Genomic DNA, 22,998 nt, shown 5'->3' on the forward strand with positions numbered 1-22,998 from the left:
ATGATCCGCTGGTTTCACTATGCCTCGCCCAAGGCCTTCTATCCCCTGGCCGGAAAAGCAATCCCCTGGTTCGCCACGGCCGCGGTCCTGCTGGCCGCGGCCGGCCTCTATATCGGCTTTATCGCCGCGCCCGCCGATTTTCAGCAGGGCCAGGGCTACCGCATCATCTTCGTCCATGTCCCGGTCTCCTGGATGTCGATGTTCGTTTATCTGGTGATGGCGTTCTGGGCGCTGGTCCACCTGGTTTTCAACAGCAGGCTGTCAGCCATGATGATCGCCGCGCTGGCGCCTACCGGCGCGTTGTTCACGTTTCTTTCGCTGTGGACCGGCGCGCTATGGGGCAAGCCCATGTGGGGCGCCTGGTGGGTCTGGGATGCGCGGCTGACCTCGGAATTGATCCTGCTGTTCCTGTACGCGGGCTATATCGCGTTGAGGGCCGCCATCGACGATCCGCAGCGTGCCGACCGCGCCGGATCGGTGCTGGTGCTGGCCGGCGTGGTCAACATTCCCATCATCTATTTCTCGGTGCAATGGTGGAGCACCTTGCATCAGGGCGCTTCGGTCTCGCTGACCGCCGCACCAAGCATGGCCGGCATCATGCTCGCCGGCATGCTGCTGATGTCCCTGGCCGCGTGGATGTACAGCATCGCAACGGCGCTGGCGCGCCTGCGCTGCATCGTGCTCGAGCGCGAGCGGCACGCGGCCTGGATCCGCGAACAATGGAGTAGCGAATGATGCACTGGTCCAGTCTGGGCGAGTTCCTCGCCATGGGCGGTTATGCGCTTTACGTGTGGGGATCGCTGCTGATGACGGCGTTCCTGCTGGGCAGCGAACAGCTGCTGCTGGCGCGCCGCCGCCGCGCAATCCTGGCGGGGCCGCCCCCCGTTCAATGGCGGGAGGGCGGCGATGAGTAAGCGGACACGTCGCTTGTGGCTCGTCCTGGGCGGGCTGGCCTCGGTGGGCGTGGCCAGCGCGCTGGTGCTCAACGCCTTCCAGAGCAATCTGGTGTTCTTCTACACGCCCACCCAGGTCAGCAACAACGAAGCGCCGGCTGGACGCGCCTTCCGCGTGGGCGGCATGGTCGAAGGCGGCAGCGTGCAGCGCACGCCGGGCTCGCTCACCGTCCGTTTCGTCGTGACCGATACGGCCCACACCGTCCGCGTGGCCTATGAAGGCATCCTGCCGGACCTGTTCAGCGAAGGAAAGGGCGTCGTGGCGCAGGGCCGGCTGGACGGCGATGGCCTGTTCCGCGCCGACGAGGTGCTGGCCAAGCATGACGAGAACTACATGCCCCCCGAGGCGCAGCACGCGATCGATCAGGCCGTATCGCAGGCCGCACCGAAGACCGCCCCCCAGGAGGCCCGCTCCCGATGATTCCGGAACTCGCTCATTTCGCCCTGATCCTGACGCTGTTCGTGGCGCTGGTGCAAGGTGCGCTCGCGCTGCGCGGCGCGGCCCTGGACCGCGCGGACTGGATCGCCATTGCGCGGCCCGCCGCGCAGATCCAGTTCCTGCTGGTTTCGTTCAGCCTTGGGGCGCTGATCTGGTCTTTCGCGGCCAAGGACTATTCGGTGGCCTATGTGGCCTACAACTCGAACTCCCAATTGCCCTTGTTCTACCGCATCGCGGCGACCTGGGGCGGGCATGAAGGCTCGCTGCTGCTATGGATGTTCATGCAGACGGGCTGGGCCGGCGCGGTCAGCCTGTTTTCGCGGCAGTTGCCCGACGCCATGGTCGCGCGCGTGCTCGGCGTGCTGGGCCTGATCAGCGCGGGCTTCCTGCTGTTCGTGCTGCTGACGTCGAATCCGTTCGAACGCCTGGTCCCGGCCCCGGCTGACGGATTGGACCTGAACACGCTGCTGCAGGACATCGGCCTGATCTTCCACCCGCCGCTGCTGTACATGGGCTATGTCGGGTTCTCGGTGGCGTTTGCGTTCGCCATCGCCGCGCTGCTGTCGGGCAATCTGGACGCGGTCTGGGCCCGCTGGTCGCGCCCATGGACCACAGCGGCCTGGCTGTTCCTGACGCTGGGCATCGCGGTCGGCAGCTGGTGGGCCTACTACGAGCTGGGTTGGGGCGGCTGGTGGTTCTGGGACCCGGTGGAAAACGCCTCCTTCATCCCCTGGCTGGCCGGCACGGCGCTGATCCACTCGCTGGCCGTGACCGAAAAGCGCGGCAGCTTCAAGAGCTGGACCGTGCTGCTGGCGATCGGCACGTTTGCGCTGGCCTTGCTGGGCGCGTTCCTGGTGCGTTCGGGCGTGCTGACCTCGGTGCATGCGTTCGCGACGGACCCGGCGCGCGGCGTATTCATCCTGGCGCTGTTCACCGCCACGGTCGGCAGCTCTCTGTTCCTGTATGCCCTGCGCGCGCCCCGGATCGGCCACGGCGGCCAGTTCGCGTTCGTATCGCGCGAATCGCTATTGCTGGTCAACAACGTGCTGCTGGCGGTTGCCGCCGCGAGCGTGTTGCTGGGCACGCTATATCCGCTGCTCATCGACGCGCTGGGCCTGGGCAAGCTGTCGGTCGGACCACCCTACTTCAACGCGGTCTTCGTGCCGCTGATGGTGCCCGCGCTGCTGCTCATGGCGGTGGGGCCCATGGCCAACTGGAAATCGGCCGATGCTGGCAGCCTGCTCAAACGCCTGTCGATTCCCGCGGCGCTGGCCGTGCTGGCGGGCGTGGGCGTTCCCCTGCTCTTCGACCGTTGGTCCGGGGGCACGGCGCTGGGGCTGGGACTGGCCGCGTGGTTGGCGACCGCCATCGCCGTGGACGTCGTCAAGCGCATCCGCGCGACCCGCGACCGCTGGTGGCGCCAGCCACGCAGCTGGCTGGGCATGCATCTGGCTCACCTGGGCGTGGCGGTGTTCGTCACCGGGGTTACGCTGGTGGGCAGCTACGAGACCGAACAGGATCTGCTGATGCAGCCCGGGCAAAGCGCGCCAGTGGCTTCGTATCGCGTCGAATTCAAGGGCGTGGCGCGCGTGCGCGGCCCGAACTACGAATCCGATATGGGAACCTTCGCGCTCTACCGCGGCGAAAAGCGCCTGCGCGACCTGCATCCAGAAAAGCGCACTTATGCGTCCTCGGCGCTGCCGATGACGGAGGCGGCCATCGCCGCCAACGGCCTGCGCCATATCTACGTCGCCCTGGGCGAACCCATGGAGCAAGGCGCCTGGAGCGTGCGCCTGTACTACAAGCCGTTCGTCGACTGGATCTGGGGCGGCTGCATCCTCATGGCCCTGGGCGGGCTGCTGGCGATCAGCGATCCGCGCTACCGCCTGAAGCGCCGCGAGAAAAAACAGCCGCAACGCGCAGTACCGCAGGCGCCGGCGGAGGCCCGGCCATGAGCCGCTACATCTGGCCCCTGGCGGGCTTCGTGGTGCTGGTGTTCTTTCTAGGAATAGGCCTGACCCTAAACCCGTCCGAAGTGCCGTCGCCGCTGATCGACAAGCCCGCGCCCGCGTTTGCCCTGCCCGAACTGCATGAGCCCCAGAAGACCTTCACGCCTGAGAGCATGAAAGGCCGGGTATGGGTGCTGAACGTCTGGGCGTCCTGGTGCTATGCCTGCCTGACGGAACACCCCTATATCCAGGAGTTGTCGTCGCAGCACGGCGTGCCTGTCATAGGCTTGAACTACAAGGACATACGGGACGAAGCCATCGCCTGGCTGGCGCGCAACGGCGATTCCTACGAGGCGTCCGTGTCCGACACCGACGGCAAGGTCGGCATCGACTACGGCGTCTACGGCGTGCCGGAGACCTTCGTCATCGACCAGGCCGGGACCATCCGCTACAAGCACATCGGCCCGGTGACGCGCGAATCGCTGCGCGACACCCTGCTTCCGCTGATCCGGGGGCTGCAATGAAGATACTCCTGCGCGTATTCGCGCTATCGCTGGCGTTGGGCTACGGCGCGGGCGCCCAAGGCTCGACTGACGACCGCCGCGTCACCGAGATCGCCTCGGAACTGCGCTGCCTGGTCTGCCAGAACGAATCCATTGCCGCCTCGCGCGCCGACCTCGCCGTCGATCTGCGCCGCGAGATCCGTCAGCAGCTGGACGCCGGAAAATCCGAGGCCGACATCCTGGCCTATATGGAGGCCAGGTACGGCGACTTCATCCTCTACCGGCCGCGCCTGAAAGCCTCCACGCTGCTGCTCTGGTTCGGCCCCGCCGCGCTGCTGGCCGCCGGGCTGGCCGCGCTGGCCCTGACCTTGCGCCGGCGCAGGCTGCGCCAGCGCCGCCCCGCGCTGACGCCTGCCGAGCGCCGGACTGCCGACGCCCTGCTGGGCGTCGACGCTGAAAAAGGATCTGGAACATGACTCAGCTCTTCTATCTGTCGGCCGCGTTGATGGCCGCCGTCGTCACCCTATGGCTGATCGCCGCCCTGCGGCGTGCGCCCGCCGCCAGCGCCGCCAACAAGCGCCGGGCGGCGAACGTGGCGGTGCTGCGCGACCAGCTGCGCGAGCTGGAGCGGGACCGCGCCAACGGCATCCTCTCGCAAGACGCCTTCGCCGAAGCGCGCACCGAGCTACAGCGGCTGGCGCTGGAAGAAGCCGGCGAAACGCAAGACCGTGCCACGGCGACGAACCCCGGCCGGCTGCTGCCTGCGAGCCTGGCCCTCGCGCTGCCTCTGGCCGCCATAATTGCCTATGTGGCGCTGGGCAACCCCGCCGCCATCGCCCCGCCTCAGGCGCCTGTCGCACAACCCGAGGTCACCGCCGCCGACATCCGGGCCATGGTGGCCAAACTTGAGACCCGCCTGGCGAGCAATCCCGACGACTATCAGGGGTGGCTGATGCTGGCCCGTTCCCACCGCTACTTCGGCCGGCACGCCGACGCGGTCCAGTCCTTTGCCCGGGCCGCGCCGGTGGTGGACAGCAACCCGGCAGCCCTGGCCGAGTACGCCGAATCGCTGGTGCTCAGCGCCAACCGGGGTTTCGGCGGACAGCCTGACCAGCTGTTGCGGCGCGCGTTGGACCTCAACCCCGAGGAGCCGCTGGCCCTGATGCTGGCGGGCGCAAGCCGCTTTGACCAGCGCGATTTCCCGGCGGCCATCGATTTCTGGCAACGCCTGCTGGCCAGGCTGCCTGCCGGCAGCGACATGGCGCGCACCGTCAATGAGGGCATCACGCTGGCCCGCCAGCGCCAGCGCGAAGGCGCTGCGCCATGATCGCGGCGGCCCGTCATGCTTGACCTGTCCCTCATCGGCTTGGCCACCGCTTTCATCGCGGGGACCGCATCGTTTCTGTCGCCTTGCGTGCTGCCGCTGGTGCCAGGCTATCTGTCTTACATCGCGGGCGGATCCGGCGCGTCCGCGGATGATGGCCGTGCGCTGCGCTGGCGCATGCTGGGGCTGGCGGCCTGCTTCGTCGCCGGCTTCTCTACTGTCTTTGTCATCTTCGGGGCCAGCGTCACGGCGCTGAGCCGCCTGCTGCTGTCCTACCGCTACGAACTGAACCTGGCCGCAGGCGCCATCATCGCGCTGGCGGGCTTGATGTTGCTGGGCGTCCTGCGCCTGCCCGCCTGGGCGCAGCGCTACTACCGGTTCGATCCGGCGGGCCAGGGCAGCCCCGGCAGCGCCGCGATCCTGGGCGCCGCGTTCGGATTCGGCTGGACGCCTTGCATCGGCCCGATCCTGGCCGGCATCCTGGCGCTGGGCGCGGCCTCGGCCAGTGTGGGCCAGGGCGTGGCCCTGCTGGGCGTCTACGCACTGGGACTGGGCGTCCCCTTTTTAGCGGCAGCCTGGTTCATGAGCCCCTTCCTGCGCCGCATGCAGGGCCTGCAACGCGCCGGCCGGATCCTGCGGATCCTGACCGGGCTGATCCTGATCGTGATGGGCTGGGCCATCGCCACCGGCCAATTGGCCCGTTTCGCCATCTGGATGCTGCTGACCTTCCCCGCCTTGGGCAGACTGGGCTGAGCCAGGTCAAAACTCGTCCGATCAAACGCTTGACCTTGACATCATTGGAATCTTTATAGTGACACCCATCAGCAGGAAATTCCAAGTTTTCAAGGAGCGGATATGAGTGCCATCCCAGCAGACAGCGTCGCGGTCAGCCTGCCTATCGAAGGCATGACCTGCGCCTCGTGCGTGGGCCGGGTCGAAAAGGCCTTGAAGGCCGTGCCGGGCGTCAACCAGGCCAGCGTCAACCTGGCGACCGAACGCGCCGACATCACGTTTGCAGGGGCGCCGGACGTCGCCGCCGCCGTGCAGGCGGTGCAGAAGGCGGGTTACGCCGTCGCCGAAACCACGATCGAACTGTCGGTCACCGGCATGACCTGCGCCTCCTGCGTGGGCCGCGTCGAAAAAGCCCTGAAGGCGGTGCCCGGCGTCAGCAGCGCCAGCGTCAACCTCGCCACCGAGCGCGCCAGCATCACCGCGGCCGGCGGCGTGCCCGTCAGCGCCCTGATCCAGGCGGTGGCCAAGGCCGGCTACGAAGCCAAGCCCCTGGCCGCCGAAGCCAGCGACACCGACGCCGTGGCCGAACGCCAGGCCGCCGAGCTGAAGTCACTGAAGCGCGCGCTGACCGTCGCCACGATCTTCGCGCTGCCGGTGTTCATCCTGGAAATGGGCGCGCACATCGTGCCGGCGTTCCACCACGTCATCGCCGAAACCATCGGCACGCAGAACAGCTGGTACCTGCAATTCGTGCTGGCCAGCATCGTGCTGTTCGGCCCCGGCCTGCGCTTCTTCAAGAAAGGTATCCCCGCGCTGCTGCGCGGCGCGCCCGACATGAACTCGCTGGTGGCGGTGGGCACGTCCGCCGCCTATGCCTATTCGGTGGTCGCCACCTTCGCGGCCGGACTGCTGCCCGCCGGCACCGTCAACGTCTATTACGAGGCCGCCGCGGTCATCGTGGCGCTGATCCTGCTGGGCCGTTACATGGAGGCACGCGCCAAGGGCAATACGTCCGAGGCCATCAAGCGCCTGCTCGGCCTGCAGGCCAAGACCGCGCGCGTCGTGCGCAACGGCGCGACGCTGGAACTCGCCATCGAGGAAGTGGTGGCGGGCGACCTGATCGAAGTCCGCCCCGGCGAACGCATCCCGGTGGATGGCGAGGTGGTGGAAGGCAACAGCTTCATCGACGAGTCCATGATCAGCGGCGAGCCCGTGCCCGTCGAAAAGCAGCCCGGCTCCGAAGTGGTCGGCGGCACCGTCAACCAGAACGGCGCGCTGACGTTCCGCGCCACCAAGGTCGGCGGCGACACGCTGCTGGCGCAGATCATCCGCATGGTCGAACAGGCGCAAGGCTCCAAGCTGCCGATCCAGGCCCTGGTGGACCGCATCACCATGTGGTTCGTGCCTGCCGTCATGGCGGCGGCCGTCGTGACCTTCATCATCTGGCTGACGTTCGGCCCCGAACCCGCCCTGACCTTCGCGCTGGTCAATGCCGTGGCCGTGCTGATCATCGCCTGCCCCTGCGCCATGGGCCTGGCCACGCCGACCTCCATCATGGTGGGCACGGGCCGCGCCGCGCAGATGGGCGTGCTGTTCCGCAAGGGTGAAGCGCTGCAATCGCTGAAGGACGCGCAGGTCGTGGCCGTGGACAAGACCGGCACGCTGACCAAGGGCCGTCCCGAGCTGACCGACCTGATCGTTGCACAGGGCTTCGAACGCGCTGCGGTGCTGGGCAAGGTTGCCACCGTCGAGGCCAAGTCGGAACACCCGATCGCCCAAGCCATCGTGGATGCGGCGCGCGCCGAGAACATTGCGCTGGGCACGATTTCGCAATTCGAATCGATCACCGGCTTTGGCGTCAGCGCCCGGGTCGACGGCGACCTGGTCGAGATCGGCGCTGACCGCTTCATGCGCGAACTGGGCCTGAGCGTCGAGTCCTTCGGTTCGGACGCCGCGCGCCTGGGCGACGAAGGCAAGACGCCGCTGTACGCCGCCATCAACGGCCAGCTGGCCGCCATGATCGCCGTGGCTGACCCCATCAAGGAAACCACGGCCGCCGCGATCCGCGCCCTGCATGACCTGGGTCTGAAGGTCGCGATGATCACCGGCGACAACCGCCGCACCGGCGAGGCCATCGCCCGCCAGCTCGGCATCGACGAAGTCGTCGCCGAAGTGCTGCCCGACGGCAAGGTCGCGGCGGTGCAGCGCCTGAAGCAGCAGTACGGTCCCATCGCCTACGTGGGCGACGGCATCAACGATGCGCCGGCCCTGGCCGAAGCGGACGTCGGCCTGGCCATCGGCACCGGCACGGACATCGCCATCGAAGCCGCCGACGTGGTGCTGATGTCGGGAGACCTGGGCGGTGTGCCCAACGCCATCGCGCTGTCCAAGGCCACCATCCGCAACATCAAGCAGAACCTGTTCTGGGCGTTTGCCTACAACGTGGCGCTGATCCCGGTAGCGGCGGGCTTGCTGTATCCGGTCAACGGCAGCCTGCTGTCTCCGGTGTTCGCGGCGGGCGCAATGGCCTTGTCCAGCGTGTTCGTGCTGAGCAACGCGTTGCGGCTGCGCCGCTTCGCCGCGCCCTTCCCGGCCCGCGGCTGAGCGGGGCTTCCCGGCAGCCGCCGGGAAGCGCTCTTCCCGCAGGTTCTACTGCTTCGGCGCGCTGGCCACCAGCGCGCCGAATTTCTTGTCCAGCTCCGCCAGCGCATCGTTGATGTGGGCGCGACGCGCCTTGATCCAGGCGTCCTGCTCAGCCAGCTGCGCGCGCGCTTCCTTCAGCATGCGCTCCATTTCCGCCGGCTGCGGACCGCCCGAAGTGGCGCGGTTCTTGACGATGGCCACGGGATCCAGCGTGGAGCGGAACTCCGCCTCGCTCATCGGCAGTTCGTTGCCGTACTTCGAGTCCTTCATGGCGTCCGCATAGATACGGCGCGCCTGCTCATACGGGAAGTCCAGCGGCTTGATGTTGTTGGCCTTGGCGTAGCTGACGACCTCGGACGCAAAGTGGTGGCCGTCGCGGAACGGCAGCTTGTACTTGCGCATCAGCACGTCGGCCAGTTCCTGCGAGGCCGTCCAGTCGCTGTTCAGTTCTTCCAGCGCGCGGTCGGGGCTGAGGACCATGGCCTTCAACACCCGGTCCCAGCGCTTGAGCGCCGAAATCCCGGCATCCACCATGGCGGAATTCTGCTTCACGTCCTTCGGATCGCTCATGCCTGGCGTGATGTTGTGCGTCTGCACCACCGGCCCCATGGCCAGCGTCACGGCCGTGGAGGCATCGCTGCGGGTATCGTTGAGCAGGCCGGGATTGCGCTTCTGCGGCATGGCGCTGGACACGTAGGTGTTGCCGCCCCCCTCTTCCAGCAGGATCCAGGGACGCGGCTGGGCGTACTGGGTCATTACGTCCTCGACGAAATTGCCCGTGCGCAGCGCAATGCTGGTGACGATGGAGGCGACTTCCACCGGCTGATCCATGGACGAGATCTGCGAGGCGTCATAGGCGTTGTCCACCAGTGCGGCGAAGCCCAGGTACTGCGCCATGCGCTTGCGGTCCAGCGGCCAGCTGGTGCCGTTGAGCACCGTCGTGCCCATCGGCGAACGGTCGATGCGCACGTAGGCCTCACGGATGCGCTGGGCGTCGCGGGCCAGGCCGGCGGCCTGCCCCAGCAGATAGTGCCCATAGCTGTTAGGCTGCGCCGCCACGCCATTGGTGTAGTTCGGCACGATGGTAGCTGCATGCTTGCCCGCCAGTTCCACCAGCGTGGTGGAGGTGACGTTCAGCTGGGCCGCCAGGTCCAGCAGCTTGTCGCGCAGGATGGCGCTGCGGTAGGTCGCGTGCATGTCCTGGCTGGAGCGCCCCGCGTGCAGCAGCGTGACATCCTCGCCCGCCGCCTTGATCAGCAGCGGCTCGAAGGTGATGACGCTGGCCGGGCGCTTGGCGCCCGGCTGGTTGCCGTCGTTGATCACCTTGGCCACGCCGGCCGCCAGTCGCGGCGCCATGGACTTGTCCAGCAGCCCCTCGTCCGTGTTGATGACGGCAGTGGCCTTGTTGATCTCGCCCAGCCAGAAGAACGGATCGCGCGGCACGGAGCCCGCGGGCTGGGCTTGCTGGGCCGATGCCTGCGCGCCGAGCGTCAAGGCAAGCGCGGCACTCAGGGCGGGAAGTAGATGTCTCATGGCTGTCTCGTTAGGATGGCGAGCGGCCAGTGTATCGACGGGCCTGACGGGGGGAAATGGCGGATTTCACCGAGCCAGGCGGGATTTCCTGACGATTTCCTTTAACATACCGCGCAAAAACCACGACATTCGCCCATGCCCCGTCCGAATCTGACCAACGCCGAAACCCTGTGCCAGATCGCCAAGCTGGGCAGCTTCCGCGCCGCGGCCGAACGGCTGCACACTTCCCAACCCGCCGTCTCGGCGCGCATGAAAGAGCTGGAGCAGTCGCTGGGCTTTCCGCTCTTCGAAAAGCGCGGCCGCCGGCTGGAACTGACGGTGCCCGCACGCCGCTTCGTCGAACGCGTGGAACCGCTGCTGCTGGCGGTGGAAGACGCCTTCACCGACGCGGAGGCCGTCAACAACGCGGCCGGCACGGTGCGCATCGGCATGGGCGAGATTTCCATGACCTGGTTTTCACGCGTGGTGCCCGAGCTGCGCCGCGCCCTGCCGCGCGTTTCCTACGAGATCGAGCTGGACCTGGCGATCAAGCTGCAGGAGCACCTGACGTCCGGCGCGCTGGACATTGCCATCATGGCCAATCATCTGCGCGACGACCAGTTCATCTGCGAATCGCTGGGCACGACCCGCATGTCGTGGATGGTCTCGTCCCGGCTGCTCAGCGACGCGGAAGGCAAGCCCCGCAGCATGCAATCGCTACTGCAAACCGAGCCGCTGTGGTGCGTATCGCGCCCGTCGGGCTTCTTTGGCCCGGCGCAGGACGAGTTGCGCGACATGGGCGCCAACCTGGACAACATCTGCAGCTGCAATCGCCTGAACAGCCTGATCGAAGTCGTCGAGGCGGGCGGCGGCATCGCGCAGTTGCCGGAAATGATGGTGGCCGAACAAGTTCGCGCCGGCACCCTGGTGCTGGTGGACCCGGCGCTGACGCCGCTGACGCTGGAGTTCACCATCGCCATCCACCGCAACCAGGGCCAGTCCGTCGTCCATCAGGTCGCCGAAGCCCTTGCCCGGCTGGGCAAGGCGGCTACCGGCCACGCCTGAGAACTCGCGGCCGCGTTCAGGCGTCGAGCAGCGCGCGCTTCTGCACCTTGCCGCTGGCGTTGCGCGGCAGCTCAGCCATGAACTGCACGTGCTCGGGCACCTTGAAGTACGCCAGCCGCCCGGCGCAATAGGTCTTGATGGCATCCGCATCCGCCTGGTGCCCTGCGTGCAGCACGACGAAAGCCTTGACCGACTGGTCGCGCACCGGATCGGGTATGCCCACCACGGCCACGTCGCGCACGGCCGGATGCCCCATCAGGGCCTCTTCCACTTCCGCGGCCGAGATGTTCTCGCCGGCCCGCTTGATCACCTCCTTCTTGCGGCCGAAGAAAAAGAAGTTGCCCTTGGCGTCCTGGTAGCCGAGATCCCCCGTGTGCAGCCAGCCGCCCTCGAACACGGCCTGCGTCGCAGCCGGGTCGCGGTAGTAGCCCAGGGTCAGCGTGCGCCCAGGACGTCCGCGCACCACGATCTCGCCCACTGCGCCTACGGCGACCGGCCGGTTGTCGTCGTCGACCACGAACACTTCGCGGTCGGGCGTGGCGCGCCCGATGGACGGATAGGCGGACGGCGATGCATGCGGCTGCAAGGTGATGTAGAGCATGGTCTCCGACTGCCCATAGCCATTGCGCAGCGGGATGCGGAAACGCTCGATGAACGCCGCGATCTCGGCTTCCGAAATATTGATGGCATAGCCCGCGTACCGCACCTGATGCGCCGTATCGAAAGGCGTGGGCGGCTGGTTCAACAAGGTTCGGCACAGCATGCCGGACAGGCTGCAGATCGTGATGCGGTGTTCGATGAGCTGGCGCAGGTAGCGCGTGGCGCTATAGCGTTCCCCGATCACCGCGGTGGCGCCCGCGGTCAGGCAGGACAGCACAGTTTCCTGGCAGTTGGCGTGGAACAGCGGCTTGTTGTTGAACACGCGGTCAGCGCGGCCAATGCCGCTGTTGGCTGCGCCCGCCTGGCCACACCAGAGCAGATTGGCGTGGGTGAGCATCACGCCCTTGGGCCGCGCCGACGTGCCCGAGGTGTACAGGATCTGTGCAAGGTCGTCGCTGCACAGATCGGGAGCCCGGTAATCCGCGGATTCCGCAGCCAGCGCACCGCTCAATCCTTCCTGCCCCAGGCTGCCGCGCTTCACCGGCACGATATCCGGCGCTTGGTCCATCCCGGCGCACACTTCGCGAACCAGCGCTTCATGCGCAGGCTCGACCAGCGCCAGCGCGGGCTGGCAATGCTCAAGCTGATAGGCCACTTCCGGCGCAGTGAGATGGATGTTGCCCGCCACGATGACGGCGCCCGCCAGCATCAGGCCCATCCACAGCGGCACGTACTCCGCCGTGTTGCCCATGAATACGAATACGCGGTCGCCCGGCTTCACGCCGCGCGCCTGCAAGCCCGCGGCAAATGCGCGGGCCGCTTCGCGTAATTGGATGAAACTCAACTGGCTGATGTCGCCGTTGTGGTACTCATGCACGATCGCCAGCTTATGCCCGTGGCACAGCGCCTGTTCATCGAGCAAATCCGTGATCCCGCGGTTTCCTGCAGCGTCCATCCAGCCTCCGGCTATTCTGATTTTTCAAGGGCGCGCCGGCTCCTTGCGGCCGCGCCCATGGGTAGGAAAATCAGTATAGGTAGCGGAATTTCGCCGCACTAGCTAAACGTTTTTATGCATATCCATCAAGGTTTTTCATGCCTGCCGGCATGGCCGAATGATTGATGGAATTTATGCGTTTCCATCAAAACGTTTGCTTAGTCGACAGCGGCTGGAAAACCTATACTCCGTTTGAAAGAGGCCACGCAGCAGAGGCGCCGGCCAGACCAAGAAGAATGCAAAACCGGAGGAGCTGCCGTGCAAGAGGCACCGATCAAGGACCAGGTTTCGGCCGAAGAATGGGCAGTGCGCGTGGATCTCGCCGCGGCCTACAACCTGGCTGTAGAAATGCGCATGACCGACCACATCTATACGCATATCTCGGCCCGGGTTCCCGGCGCCCAGCCGCACTTCCTGATCAATGCCTACGGCCTGATGTTCAACGAGATTACCGCCTCCAACCTGGTCAAGGTGGACATCGACGGCGGCATCCTGCTGGACCAGACCGGCCTGGGCATCAACCCCGCCGGCTTCGTCATCCATAGCGCCATCCATCGCGTCCGCCACGACGCGGCCTGCGTCATGCATACGCATACCGCGGCCGGCATCGCGGTGTCCGCGCAAGAGGCTGGCCTGCTCATGATTTCGCAGCATGCCATGCGCTTTCACAACCGCATCGGCTATCACGACTACGAAGGCGTCGCGCTCGACATGGACGAGCAGCAGCGCCTGATCGCCGATCTCGGCTCCCACAGCGCGATGATCCTGCGCAATCACGGCCTGCTGGTCTGCGGCGCCAGCGTGCCGGACGCCTTCGACGCCATGTTCTATCTGGAGCGCGCCTGCCAGGCGCAGGTCGCGGCGCTGGCCGGCGGCCTGCCGCTGGTTGTGCCCGGAGCCGAAGTTGCCGAGAAGGTCGGCCGCCAGTTCGACCGTCTGGACCGCCCGTCCCGCCACAAGCACTGGCCCCCCCTGCTCCGGCTGCTGCAACGCATCCGGCCCGAATACCAGGAATAGCGGCAACCGCGCCGCCATCCCGGCGGCCCATTTTTTCGCAGAGTAGAAATGAAAGATGCTCATCAATGCCGCGTCGCGGTATATGGTGCGGGCGCGATCGGCTGTCTGCTCGCCGCGCGCCTGGCCCAGGCAGGCTGCGAGGTGACCATGATCGCCCGCGGAAAGACGCTGGCCGCCTTGCGCCAGCACGGCGTCGGCTTGACGGTCGACGGCGTCACGCGCCACTACCCGGTGCGCGCCACCGACGAACCGCGCCAGGTGCGCGACGCGGACTACCTGATTCTTGCGGTCAAGCAACAGGCGCTGGACGATATCTCCGCGCACCTGGCGCCGATGCTCGCGCCGCAGGGCGCCGTGGTGCCGGCCGTAAACGGCATCCCCTGGTGGTATCTGCCCACGCTGGGCAGTCCCCTGGGCGACACGCCGCTGCAATCGGTGGATGGCCGCGGCGCCCTCAGGCGAGCGCTGCCTTTGGAGCGGGTGCTGGGCGCCGTGGTGTACATCGCGGCGAACGCCACCGCGCCTGGCATCGCGGCCCAGAACGCCCGCAACAATCTCATCCTCGGCGAACCGGACGGCTCCATGTCTGCGCGGGCCGATCGGCTCGCCGGGCTGTTGCAAGCTTCAGGCCTGCAATGCGAGGTCAGCGGCGACATCCACCAAGCCGTCTGGATCAAGGCGATGGGCAACGCCACCTTCAACCCCTTGAGCGTGCTGGCCCGCGCCACCATGGCAGCCATGGTCCAGGATCCATATCTCGAAAAACTGGCGCGCGCCATGCTCGGCGAGTACCTGGCGCTGGGCCAGGCGCTCGGGCTCGAGCTGCCGGTCACCGTAGAACAACGCATGCAGGCAGCCGCCAGCGCCGGCGCCGCCCAGACCTCGATGCTGCAGGACGCGCTGCAAGGCAAGCCGCTGGAAACCGACGCCCTGGTCGGCGCCATGATCGAGATCGCAGCAAAGTTGAACCTGGACATGCCCCACGCCAACACGGTCTGGGGCTTGATCCGGCACCGGAGCCTCAGCGCAGGCTCCATCTGAACGCCACACCTAGAAAACCACAGGAGACAAACTCATGAAATGGCTATCGCATTGCCTGGCCGCAACCCTGATCTGCACGGGCGCAGCCGCCCACGCCCAGGACTATCCCAACAAGCCCATCAACATCGTGGTGCCCTTCACGCCCGGCGGCGTCACGGACGTCATGACCCGACAGGTCGCGGCCAAGCTGCAGGCAGATCTGGGCCAGCCGGTGGTGGTGGTCAACAAGCCCGGCGCCGGCACCATGATCGCCTCGGCCTACGTGGCCAAGGCGCCGGCCGACGGCTACACGCTGTTGATGGCGGCATCGTCCCTGGGCATCGCTCCCAGCCTGTACAAGAACACCGCGAACTACGACCCGGTCAAGGACTTCCAGCCCGTTTCACTCATCGCCAGCGTGCCGCACGTACTGGTGACGGGCAAGCAGGTGCAGGCGTCCAGCGTCAAGGAACTGATCGCCGCGCTCAAGAAGGACGGCAAGTCGGCGACCTTCGCCTCTTCCGGCAACGGCACGTCCAACCATCTGGAGGGCGAGCTGTTCGCCGCGCTGACCGGCCTGAAGATGACCCACATCCCCTACAAGGGCAGCGTTCCGGCGTTGACCTCCCTGGCTGGCGGCGAAGTCGACATGCTGTTCGTGGACATCGCGGCCGCCCAGCCTTTCCTCGATAGCGGCAAGGTACGGCCGCTCGCCGTCACCACCAAGACGCGGTCCTCGGTGCTGCCCGACCTGCCCACGGTCGAGGAGTCCGGCCTGCCCGGCTACGACGCCATGCCCTGGCTGGGCATAGTGGCCCCGGCCGGCACGCCGTCCGCGGTCGTCGAAAGGCTGCAGGCATCCCTGCAGAAGATGAAGACGGCGCCCGACGTGCAGGAGCAGTTCAAGAAAATGGGCCTGGACGCCCTGTTCACCAAGCCGGGCGATTTCGGCGCCTTCATCGTCAGCGACAGCGCCAAATGGGCCGAGCTGATCAAGAAGTCCGGCGCAACCGCCGAGTAGGCCGCAACCCGATCCCCCACGCCACTCCTGGAAGGACCCTTACATGCATCGCGATACCCCGGCTCCGGCAACACCGTTCGGCAACGACCTGTGGGAGGCCACGCTCAAGCGCGCGCTGGCCAGCGCCAACATCCCCACTTTGCTCATGGTGCTGGTGCACCTGACGGGCGACACGCAATGGCTGTCCGAGCGCTACCAGTGCTCGCGCATTCGCGGCCTGGAAGACAACGACCCTGGCGGGTTGCCGGACGCCGTGCAGGAAGAGATCCGCGAGGCCGCGTACTCGGCCATCCTGCTGACCCGCCGCGGCCAGCAGCCCACGCTGCCGGCGCCTGCGCATGAACAGCTGGTCGCCATGCTGCGCACCAGCATCGGGGAAGATGTGCCCGACTCGTACGGCCCCATGATCGCCGCCTGGCTGGGCCTGGACCCGGACTTCGCGCTGGAGCAACACGATGCGTTCCAGGTGCCGCAAGGCTATCGGGTGCTGGTCATCGGCGCCGGCGTGGCAGGCCTGTGCGCCGCGATCCGCCTGCAAGGCGCGGGCATTCCGTATGTGGTGATCGAGAAGAACGCCGAAGTCGGCGGCACCTGGTACGAGAACCGCTACCCTGGCGCGGGCGTGGACACCCCTAACCACATCTACTCGTACTCGTTCGCCAAGCACGACTGGTCCCGCTACTTCGCCCTGCAAGGCGAGATCCAGGGCTATTTCGAAAGCGTCGCCGACCAGCATTGCGTGCGCCCCAACATCCGCTTCAACACGCGCGTGGAGTCCGCCCGCTACGACGAAGACGCGCTGTGCTGGAACATACGCACGGTCGGGCAGGACGGCCAGGTCCAGGACTATGTGGCGGACATCCTCATTAGCGCGGTGGGCCTGCTGAACGTGCCCAAGCTGCCCCCCATACCCGGCCTGGAGAGCTTCAAGGGCCCCTGCTTCCATACGGCCAACTGGCCGGAAGGCCTGGACCTGCGCGGCAAGAACGTGGGCATCATCGGCAACGGCGCCAGCTCCATGCAGGTCGTTCCCGCAATCGCCGACCAGGTCCGCTCCCTGACCGTGTTCCAGCGCTCCAAGCAATGGGCCGCGCCCTTCGAGAAATTCCAGAAACCGGTGCCGGAGGACGTCCGCTTCCTGCTGCGCGAGGTGCCGTACTACCAGGAGTGGTATCGCCAACGGCTAGCCTGGATCTTCAACGACCGCGTCCACGCCACGCTGCAGATCGATCCGCAATGGCCGCACCCCGAGCGCGCCATCAATCAGATCAACGACAGGCACCGCGAACACTTCACCAGCTACATCAAGGCGGAACTCGGCGACCGCCAGGACCTGCTGCCGGACGTTCTGCCCGACTACCCTCCCTTCGGCAAACGCATGCTGATGGACAACGGCTGGTTCCGAACCATGGCCCGGGACCACGTCGAACTGGTCACGGGCGGCATCGCCCGGGTCACGGAAAACGCGGTGGTGAGCGACAACGGCCGGGCGCACGAACTGGACGTGCTGGTGGTCGCCACCGGTTTCGACGCGATCAACCTGTTGTCCTCGTTCAAGCTCTATGGCCGCGGCGGGCGCTCGATCCGCGAAGCCTGGGACGAAAAAGGGGCCGAGGCCTTCATGGGCGTCGCGGCGCCGGGCTTCCCCAACCTGTTCATCCTGGCCGGCCCCAACACCGCCCTGGGCCACGGCGGCAGCGTCGTCGCCCTGCTGGAGACCCAGGTGCGCTATGTCATGGGCCTATTGCAGCAAGGTCTGGACAAGGCCGGCGGACGCTTCGAGATCGAAGTCCGCAGGGACAGGCACGACGCCTACAACGCCCGTGTCCAGGCCGCCCATGACCGCATGATCTGGACCCACAAGGGCATGAGCAACTGGTACCGCAACGCGCATGGCAAGGTAGTGGCGCCCACTCCCTTCCGCAACGACGACTACTGGCACATGCTGCGCAAGACGGACATGGGCGACTACCACTACCGTCCGGCGTCCGGCGAGGGCGAAACCGAGCCGTCCGCCGCCACTCGCGTCGAGACAGCCTGAATGGCGCATCCGCAGAAGAAGCGCTGCCTGGTACTGGGCTGCGGCGGCGTGACCGGGCTGGCCTGGGAGATCGGCATCCTGGCGGGCCTGGCGCGCCAGGGCGTCGACCTCACCGCGGCGGACCTGTTCATCGGTTGCTCCGCAGGCTCCGTCGCCGGCGCGCAGCTGGCGCTGGGCGTCCCGCCCATGCAGCTGCTGGCGACGCAACTGGGAGGGACGGGCGCCGAACAATATCGTCCGTACTCGCAACAAGCCGCGGACGAAAAGAACCGCGAGCTGTACGGCAAAGTGGGCGCGGACCTGCAGCAAGCGCGGCAGCGCATCGGCGCCTATGCGCGGCGTTCCGCCACGCCCACACTGGCGGAACGCCGCGCCATCATCGCCGCCCGTCTGGGCGCAAGCGACTGGCCTTCCCGTCCATTGCTGGTGGTCGCGGTCGACACGACCACCGGCGAAGGGCGCAGTTTCAGCGCCGCCGACCAGGTCGATTTCGTCGATGCCATCGCCGCCAGCTGCGCCGTGCCGGGCGCCTGGCCGGCCGTGCCCATCGGCGGCGCGACCTACATGGACGGCGGCATCCGCTCCATGACCAATGCCGATATGGCGGCCGGCTATCAGCAGGTCGTAGTGCTGGCGCCGCTGGGTTATCGGGAAGGGAATCCGGTCAGCGGCCATCTGCGGCGCGAACTGCAGGCCCTGCGCGAGGCCGGCAGCCAGGTCCATGCCGTGCTGCCGGACGCGACCAGCGAGCAGGCCATCGGCGACAACGTGCTGGACCCGGCGCGCCGCGCCGACGCCGCCGAGGCCGGGCTGCGCCAGGCATCGGCGCTTGCGCAAACCCTGCGGCAAGCGTGGCGCTGAGCCTGTCCCGCACTCCGCCCAGCGCTGTTCCCCTCAGGAAAGCGGTCTGCCCACTTTCATGAATGTGGCAGGTATCGACATACCGCCAGCACCCTAGACTCCCCGTTCAAGCCCGGCCGCCGCGCGGCCTGGCCCCACCACGAACGCGGAGTTGATCATGAACGCATCACCGGCTGGCCTCAGACCCGCCGACTTCTTTTCCCCCACCGTCGCCGCCCTGATCTCGGTGCTGGTGAACTACGGCGGCACCTTCGTGCTGGTGTTCCAGGCCGCGGAGCTGGCCAGGCTGACTCCTGCCCAGACCGCGTCCTGGGTATGGGCGGTTTCCATCGGCGTCGGCATCACCGGCACACTGTTGAGCTGGCGCTACAAGGCGCCCGTCATTACGGCCTGGTCCACACCCGGCGTGGCGTTTCTGGCGACCGTGATGCCCTTCACGCCCTACGGCGAGGTCATCGGCGCGTACGTCCTGTCGGCGCTGGGCTTCGTCGTGCTCGGCCTGTCCGGCGCGTTCGAGAAGCTGGTGCGCATGATTCCGGGCGGCATTGCCGCCGGCCTGCTGGCCGGCATCCTGCTGCAATTCGGCGTCAATGCCTTCGGCGGGGCCAGCGCCGATCCACTGCTGGTAATCGTGCTGGTCATCTCCTATGCGCTGCTCAAGCGCTATACCTCGCGCTTTGCGGTGGTCGGCATCCTGGTCATCGGCCTTGCGCTGCTCATCGCACAAGGCCGCATCGACTTCTCGGCAGTCCACCTCAGCCTCGCAGCGCCGGTCTTCGAAATGCCGCAGTTCTCGCTGCAGGCCTTGCTGGGCGTCGCCCTGCCGCTCTTCATCATCACGCTGACGGGGCAATACATGCCCGGCATGCTGGTGCTGCGCAACGACGGCTACCAGACCAGCGCGAACCCGATCCTCACCGTGACGGGCCTGGGCTCGCTCCTCATGGCGCCCTTCGGCGCGCACGCCTTCAACGTGGCGGCGATCACCGCCGCGATCTGCACCGGCCGGGATGCGCATCCGGATCCCGCCAAACGCTACCTCGCGGGCCTGGCCTGCGGCGTGTTCTACATCCTGGTGGGCACCTTCGGCGTCACGCTGGCGACCTTGTTCATGGTGCTGCCCAAGGCATTCATCACCACGCTGGCCGGCCTTGCCTTGCTGGGCGCGATCGGCGGCAGCCTGGCCAATGCGATGGCCGACGCCCGCACCCGGGAGACCGCGCTCATCACCTTTCTGGCCACCGCCGCCAACGTCACCCTGCTGGGCGTGGGCGGCGCGTTCTGGGGGCTGGTCGCCGGCCTGACCGCGCACCTGCTCATCCATGGCGGCCAGCGGGCGCTGGCAGCCAATTCCTGACCCCTTCATCTCCATACGTCCATCGAAACAGGAACCACCGTGACGAACCCCAACCTTCCCGACAGCCTCGCACTGCCTTGCGTCAGCGCCCTGCCCTTGGCGCAGGCCGACCCCGGCATCTGGGGCGCCATCGACGCCGAACGGCGCCGGCAGAGGCACTCGATAGAACTCATCGCTTCCGAAAACTTCGTCAGCCGCGCGGTGCTGGAAGTCCAGGGCTCCGTGCTGACGAACAAGTACGCAGAGGGCTACCCTGGCCGCCGCTACTATGGCGGCTGCGTCAACGTGGACGTGACCGAGGAGATCGCCATCGAGCGCGCCACGCGTCTGTTCGGCGCCCGCTACGCCAACGTACAGCCCCACTCGGGCAGCCAGGCCAACCAGGCGGTCTACCTGGCGCTGCTGGCCCCCGGCGACAAGATCCTGGGCCTGGACCTGAGGGCGGGCGGACACCTGACCCATGGCTCCAAGGTCAACATGTCGGGACGCTGGCTGCAGGCGCTGAGCTACAGCGTCGATCCGGCCACGCATCGGGTGGACATGGACGAGGTCGAGCGCATCGCGCGCCAGGAAAGACCCAAGCTCATCATCACCGGCGGCTCGGCCTACTCGCGCACGTTGGACTTCGCGCGTTTTCGCGCCATTGCCGATGAGACGGGCGCGATCTTCATGGCGGACATGGCGCATTTCGCCGGCCTGGCCGCGGCCGGCGCGTATCCCTCGCCGGTGCCGCATGCGCACGTCACGACCACCACCACCCACAAGACCTTGCGCGGCCCGCGCGGGGGCATGATCCTGACCGATGACGCCGAACTCGCCCGCAAGATCGATTCGGCCGTATTCCCGGGCCTGCAGGGCGGTCCGCTGATGCACATCATCGCCGCCAAGGCCGTGGCCCTGGGCGAAGCGCTGCAGCCCGCCTTCCGCACCTACGCCCACGCCGTGGTCGAGAATGCGCGCGTCCTGTGCCGCCGGCTGGCCGAAGGCGGCCTGTCCATCGTGTCGGGCGGCACCGACTGCCATCTGGGCGTGGTCGATCTGCGACCCTGGGGACTGGCCGGTAATACGGCGGAGCAAGCGCTGGAACAGGTTGGCATCACCTTGAACAAGAACGCCGTCCCCAACGACCCCGCCAAGCCGGCCGTTACCTCCGGCATACGCGTGGGCAGCGCCGCCTGCACGTCGCGCGGCATGGGACCCGCCGAATTCCAGGAAATCGGCGACATGATCCTGGCCTTGCTGGGCGGCGTGCGCGCCGGGGCCGTCGACGCCCGCACGGAAAGCGCCATCCGCGAAGGCGTGGCCGGGCTGGCCAGGCGCTTCCCGCTGCCGTACTGAAGTCCCCTAGCGCTTCAACGCATTCGACAGCCGCAGCACCGCGGCGTCGATCTCGTAGGCCGTCAGCGAGGCATAGCCCAGCAGCCAGCCCTGCTGCTTGTGATCGCCCGCATAGAGCCGGCTCAGTCCAGGCAGCCGAAGGCCCGCGGCCTCGGCTTGGCGGATGGTCTGCTCCTCCGACCATCCGCGCTCCAGCAGGCATGGGATCTGCAACCCGCCGGGAGGCCTGTAGGCCTGCACGACGCCGTCCAGCTGCTTGCCCAGCGACTCCAGCAGCACCTGCCGCCGTCCCGCGTACAGCTTGCGCATGGATCGCACGTGCGAGTTGTAATGGCCGTCGTCCATGAAGCGCGCCAGCGTCAGCTGCAGGATCTGCGGCGTATGCCCGTCCATGATGCTGCGCGCACGGGCAAAGGCATCGACCAGGCCGGGCGGCAGCGCCATATATCCCATCCTGAGACCCGGATAAAGCGTCTTGCTGAACGTACCCAGGTAGAGCGTGCGCTGGTGCATGTCCAGCCCCTGCACGCAGGCCGTAGGCAGGCCGTCGTAGTGGAATTCGCTGTCGTAGTCGTCCTCGATGATCCATTTGCCGTGCTCCGCCGCCCAGCCGATCAGATCCAGCCTGCGCTCAAGCGACAGCGTCACGCCGGTGGGGTATTGGTGCGACGGCGTCACGTACACGCAGTTGGCGCCGCTGCGGTCCGCGCGCAGCAGGTCCGTGCGTATGCCCTGCGCGTCGACATCGATGGGCACGATCCGCGTTTCCGCGGATTCGAAGGCCTTGCGGGCGCCGAAGTAGCCGGGGTTTTCCATCAGAATGGGCTTGCCGGCGTCCGTCAGCAATTGCGCGCACAGAAACAGGGCCTGGCGGGTGCTGCTCAACACCAGCACCTGCTCAGGCAAGACCTTGGCCCCGCGCTCCAGGTTCAGATAGGCGGCGATGGCGCGGCGCAAGGGCTCGGCGCCCTGCGGGTCGCCATGCAGCAGCACATGGCTGCGGTAGTCCTTCAGGACCTGGCGCTGCAGCCGTTCCCAGACGTCGGTGGGAAAGCTGCGGGTTTCCGGCAGGCCCGTGGCGAACGCCTTGATGGCCTGCTGGTCCGCGACCCCGCCGCTGTCCAGGATCATGCGCCCGCGCCGGCTCAGGCCTGCCCCCGGCGGTAGTGCGCCCAGCTTGTTATCCAGCTTCGCGCGCCTTCGCGCGGCGCCGCGCAGTTCGGTGCTCACGGTCTGCGACACGTAGCTGCCCGAGCCCTCGCGCCGCACGATGTAGCCGTCGCGGTGCAAATGCACATAGGCATTCTCCACCGTATCTCGCGCCACCCCCAGCGACTTGGCCAGTCCGCGGGTGGCGGGCAGCCTGAGGCCAGGCCCCAGCGCACCGTCGAGGATCAGGGCGCGCAGCGCCCGCTGAATTCTCTGATGCAGCTCCAGGCGCTGGAGCTCCGCATCGTTCATGCGCATCCTCAGCGTATCCAGCTCGAAGGTCTTAGGCATGTGGTCTGCTCACAAGAAGAAAACTGGCCTGTCCGGGCCGGCCATTCTATCCGTAGACTCACCCGATCGCCACGGCAACCGCGGGCGTAACCATGCAGGAGCCCGCGCCAGGCGGGGCAGAATCGGAAA

The 22,998-nt window shown here is 67.1% G+C and carries 20 protein-coding genes; 17 read left to right on the forward strand and 3 right to left on the reverse strand.

Annotated elements, in window-relative coordinates:
- The 9 genes from ccmC (at window position 1) to HV793_RS03325 (ending at window position 8,504) form a co-directional block, all read left to right on the forward strand.
- Complete coding sequence (gene ccmC / locus HV793_RS03285; RefSeq protein ID WP_042795263.1) at window positions 1–735, forward strand: heme ABC transporter permease CcmC; 735 nt, start codon at window positions 1–3, stop codon at window positions 733–735.
- Window positions 732–914, forward strand: a complete 183-nt coding sequence (ccmD, locus tag HV793_RS03290) for a heme exporter protein CcmD (protein WP_370126740.1) — start codon at window positions 732–734, stop codon at window positions 912–914. Before ccmC ends, ccmD begins: the two co-directional genes overlap by 4 nt.
- A complete protein-coding gene (gene ccmE, locus HV793_RS03295) occupies window positions 907–1,374 on the forward strand; it encodes a cytochrome c maturation protein CcmE (RefSeq protein WP_175212657.1) in 468 nt (155 codons plus the stop codon). The genes ccmD and ccmE overlap by 8 nt, the downstream gene beginning before the upstream one ends.
- Complete coding sequence (locus HV793_RS03300) at window positions 1,371–3,347, forward strand: heme lyase CcmF/NrfE family subunit (RefSeq protein ID WP_175212658.1); 1,977 nt, start codon at window positions 1,371–1,373, stop codon at window positions 3,345–3,347. The genes ccmE and HV793_RS03300 overlap by 4 nt, the downstream gene beginning before the upstream one ends.
- On the forward strand, window positions 3,344–3,865 hold the full coding sequence (locus tag HV793_RS03305) for a DsbE family thiol:disulfide interchange protein (protein WP_054452096.1): 522 nt from the start codon (window positions 3,344–3,346) through the stop codon (window positions 3,863–3,865). Before HV793_RS03300 ends, HV793_RS03305 begins: the two co-directional genes overlap by 4 nt.
- Entirely contained in the window at window positions 3,862–4,320 is a 459-nt protein-coding gene (locus HV793_RS03310; protein ID WP_082400815.1) for a cytochrome c-type biogenesis protein, read from the forward strand. Before HV793_RS03305 ends, HV793_RS03310 begins: the two co-directional genes overlap by 4 nt.
- Entirely contained in the window at window positions 4,317–5,171 is an 855-nt protein-coding gene (gene ccmI / locus HV793_RS03315) for a c-type cytochrome biogenesis protein CcmI (RefSeq protein ID WP_119450387.1), read from the forward strand. Before HV793_RS03310 ends, ccmI begins: the two co-directional genes overlap by 4 nt.
- A 15-nt stretch (window positions 5,172–5,186) precedes the next feature.
- A complete protein-coding gene (locus tag HV793_RS03320) occupies window positions 5,187–5,921 on the forward strand; it encodes a cytochrome c biogenesis CcdA family protein (RefSeq protein WP_054452098.1) in 735 nt (244 codons plus the stop codon).
- Window positions 5,922–6,023: 102 nt separating this feature from the next.
- Complete coding sequence (locus HV793_RS03325) at window positions 6,024–8,504, forward strand: heavy metal translocating P-type ATPase (RefSeq protein ID WP_175212659.1); 2,481 nt, start codon at window positions 6,024–6,026, stop codon at window positions 8,502–8,504.
- 45 nt (window positions 8,505–8,549) lie between these two features.
- On the opposite strand, the gene HV793_RS03330 is transcribed toward HV793_RS03325, so the two are convergent.
- Window positions 8,550–10,076 carry an argininosuccinate lyase gene (locus HV793_RS03330; protein ID WP_175212660.1) on the reverse strand — a complete coding sequence of 509 codons (1,527 nt, stop codon included), beginning with the start codon at window positions 10,074–10,076 and terminating at the stop codon, window positions 8,550–8,552.
- A gap of 135 nt (window positions 10,077–10,211) precedes the next feature.
- On the opposite strand from HV793_RS03330, the gene HV793_RS03335 reads away from it, so the two are divergent.
- The gene (locus HV793_RS03335; RefSeq protein WP_054452101.1) at window positions 10,212–11,120 is read left to right on the forward strand and encodes a LysR family transcriptional regulator; all 909 of its coding nucleotides are present in this window, start codon (window positions 10,212–10,214) and stop codon (window positions 11,118–11,120) included.
- Window positions 11,121–11,136: 16 nt separating this feature from the next.
- Here the strand turns inward: HV793_RS03335 and HV793_RS03340 are convergent, their stop codons facing one another.
- On the reverse strand, window positions 11,137–12,675 hold the full coding sequence (locus HV793_RS03340) for a class I adenylate-forming enzyme family protein (protein ID WP_175212661.1): 1,539 nt from the start codon (window positions 12,673–12,675) through the stop codon (window positions 11,137–11,139).
- A 297-nt stretch (window positions 12,676–12,972) separates the two neighbouring features.
- Between HV793_RS03340 and HV793_RS03345 the strand changes: the two genes are divergently transcribed.
- From HV793_RS03345 to HV793_RS03375, 7 genes are all read left to right on the forward strand, one after another.
- Window positions 12,973–13,731 (forward strand): class II aldolase/adducin family protein, encoded by a 759-nt coding sequence (locus HV793_RS03345; protein WP_175212662.1) that lies wholly within the window; start codon window positions 12,973–12,975, stop codon window positions 13,729–13,731.
- Window positions 13,732–13,779: 48 nt separating this feature from the next.
- On the forward strand, window positions 13,780–14,772 hold the full coding sequence (locus HV793_RS03350) for a ketopantoate reductase family protein (protein WP_175212663.1): 993 nt from the start codon (window positions 13,780–13,782) through the stop codon (window positions 14,770–14,772).
- A gap of 34 nt (window positions 14,773–14,806) precedes the next feature.
- Window positions 14,807–15,772 (forward strand): Bug family tripartite tricarboxylate transporter substrate binding protein, encoded by a 966-nt coding sequence (locus HV793_RS03355; RefSeq protein ID WP_054452105.1) that lies wholly within the window; start codon window positions 14,807–14,809, stop codon window positions 15,770–15,772.
- A gap of 43 nt (window positions 15,773–15,815) precedes the next feature.
- Window positions 15,816–17,813 carry a flavin-containing monooxygenase gene (locus tag HV793_RS03360; protein WP_175212664.1) on the forward strand — a complete coding sequence of 666 codons (1,998 nt, stop codon included), beginning with the start codon at window positions 15,816–15,818 and terminating at the stop codon, window positions 17,811–17,813.
- Entirely contained in the window at window positions 17,814–18,674 is an 861-nt protein-coding gene (locus tag HV793_RS03365; RefSeq protein WP_175212665.1) for a patatin-like phospholipase family protein, read from the forward strand.
- Between the two features lie 157 nt (window positions 18,675–18,831).
- Entirely contained in the window at window positions 18,832–20,031 is a 1,200-nt protein-coding gene (locus HV793_RS03370; RefSeq protein ID WP_054452108.1) for a benzoate/H(+) symporter BenE family transporter, read from the forward strand.
- Window positions 20,032–20,070: 39 nt separating this feature from the next.
- Window positions 20,071–21,369, forward strand: coding sequence for a serine hydroxymethyltransferase (locus tag HV793_RS03375; RefSeq protein ID WP_175212666.1), 1,299 nt, complete (start codon window positions 20,071–20,073; stop codon window positions 21,367–21,369).
- 6 nt (window positions 21,370–21,375) lie between these two features.
- Here the strand turns inward: HV793_RS03375 and pdxR are convergent, their stop codons facing one another.
- On the reverse strand, window positions 21,376–22,869 hold the full coding sequence (gene pdxR / locus HV793_RS03380; RefSeq protein WP_175212667.1) for a MocR-like pyridoxine biosynthesis transcription factor PdxR: 1,494 nt from the start codon (window positions 22,867–22,869) through the stop codon (window positions 21,376–21,378).
- Between the last annotated feature and the right edge of the window lie 129 nt (window positions 22,870–22,998).

It is taken from the genome of Achromobacter aegrifaciens (assembly GCF_902859965.1).
GTDB classification, from domain to species: Bacteria; Pseudomonadota; Gammaproteobacteria; order Burkholderiales; family Burkholderiaceae_B; genus Achromobacter; species Achromobacter aegrifaciens.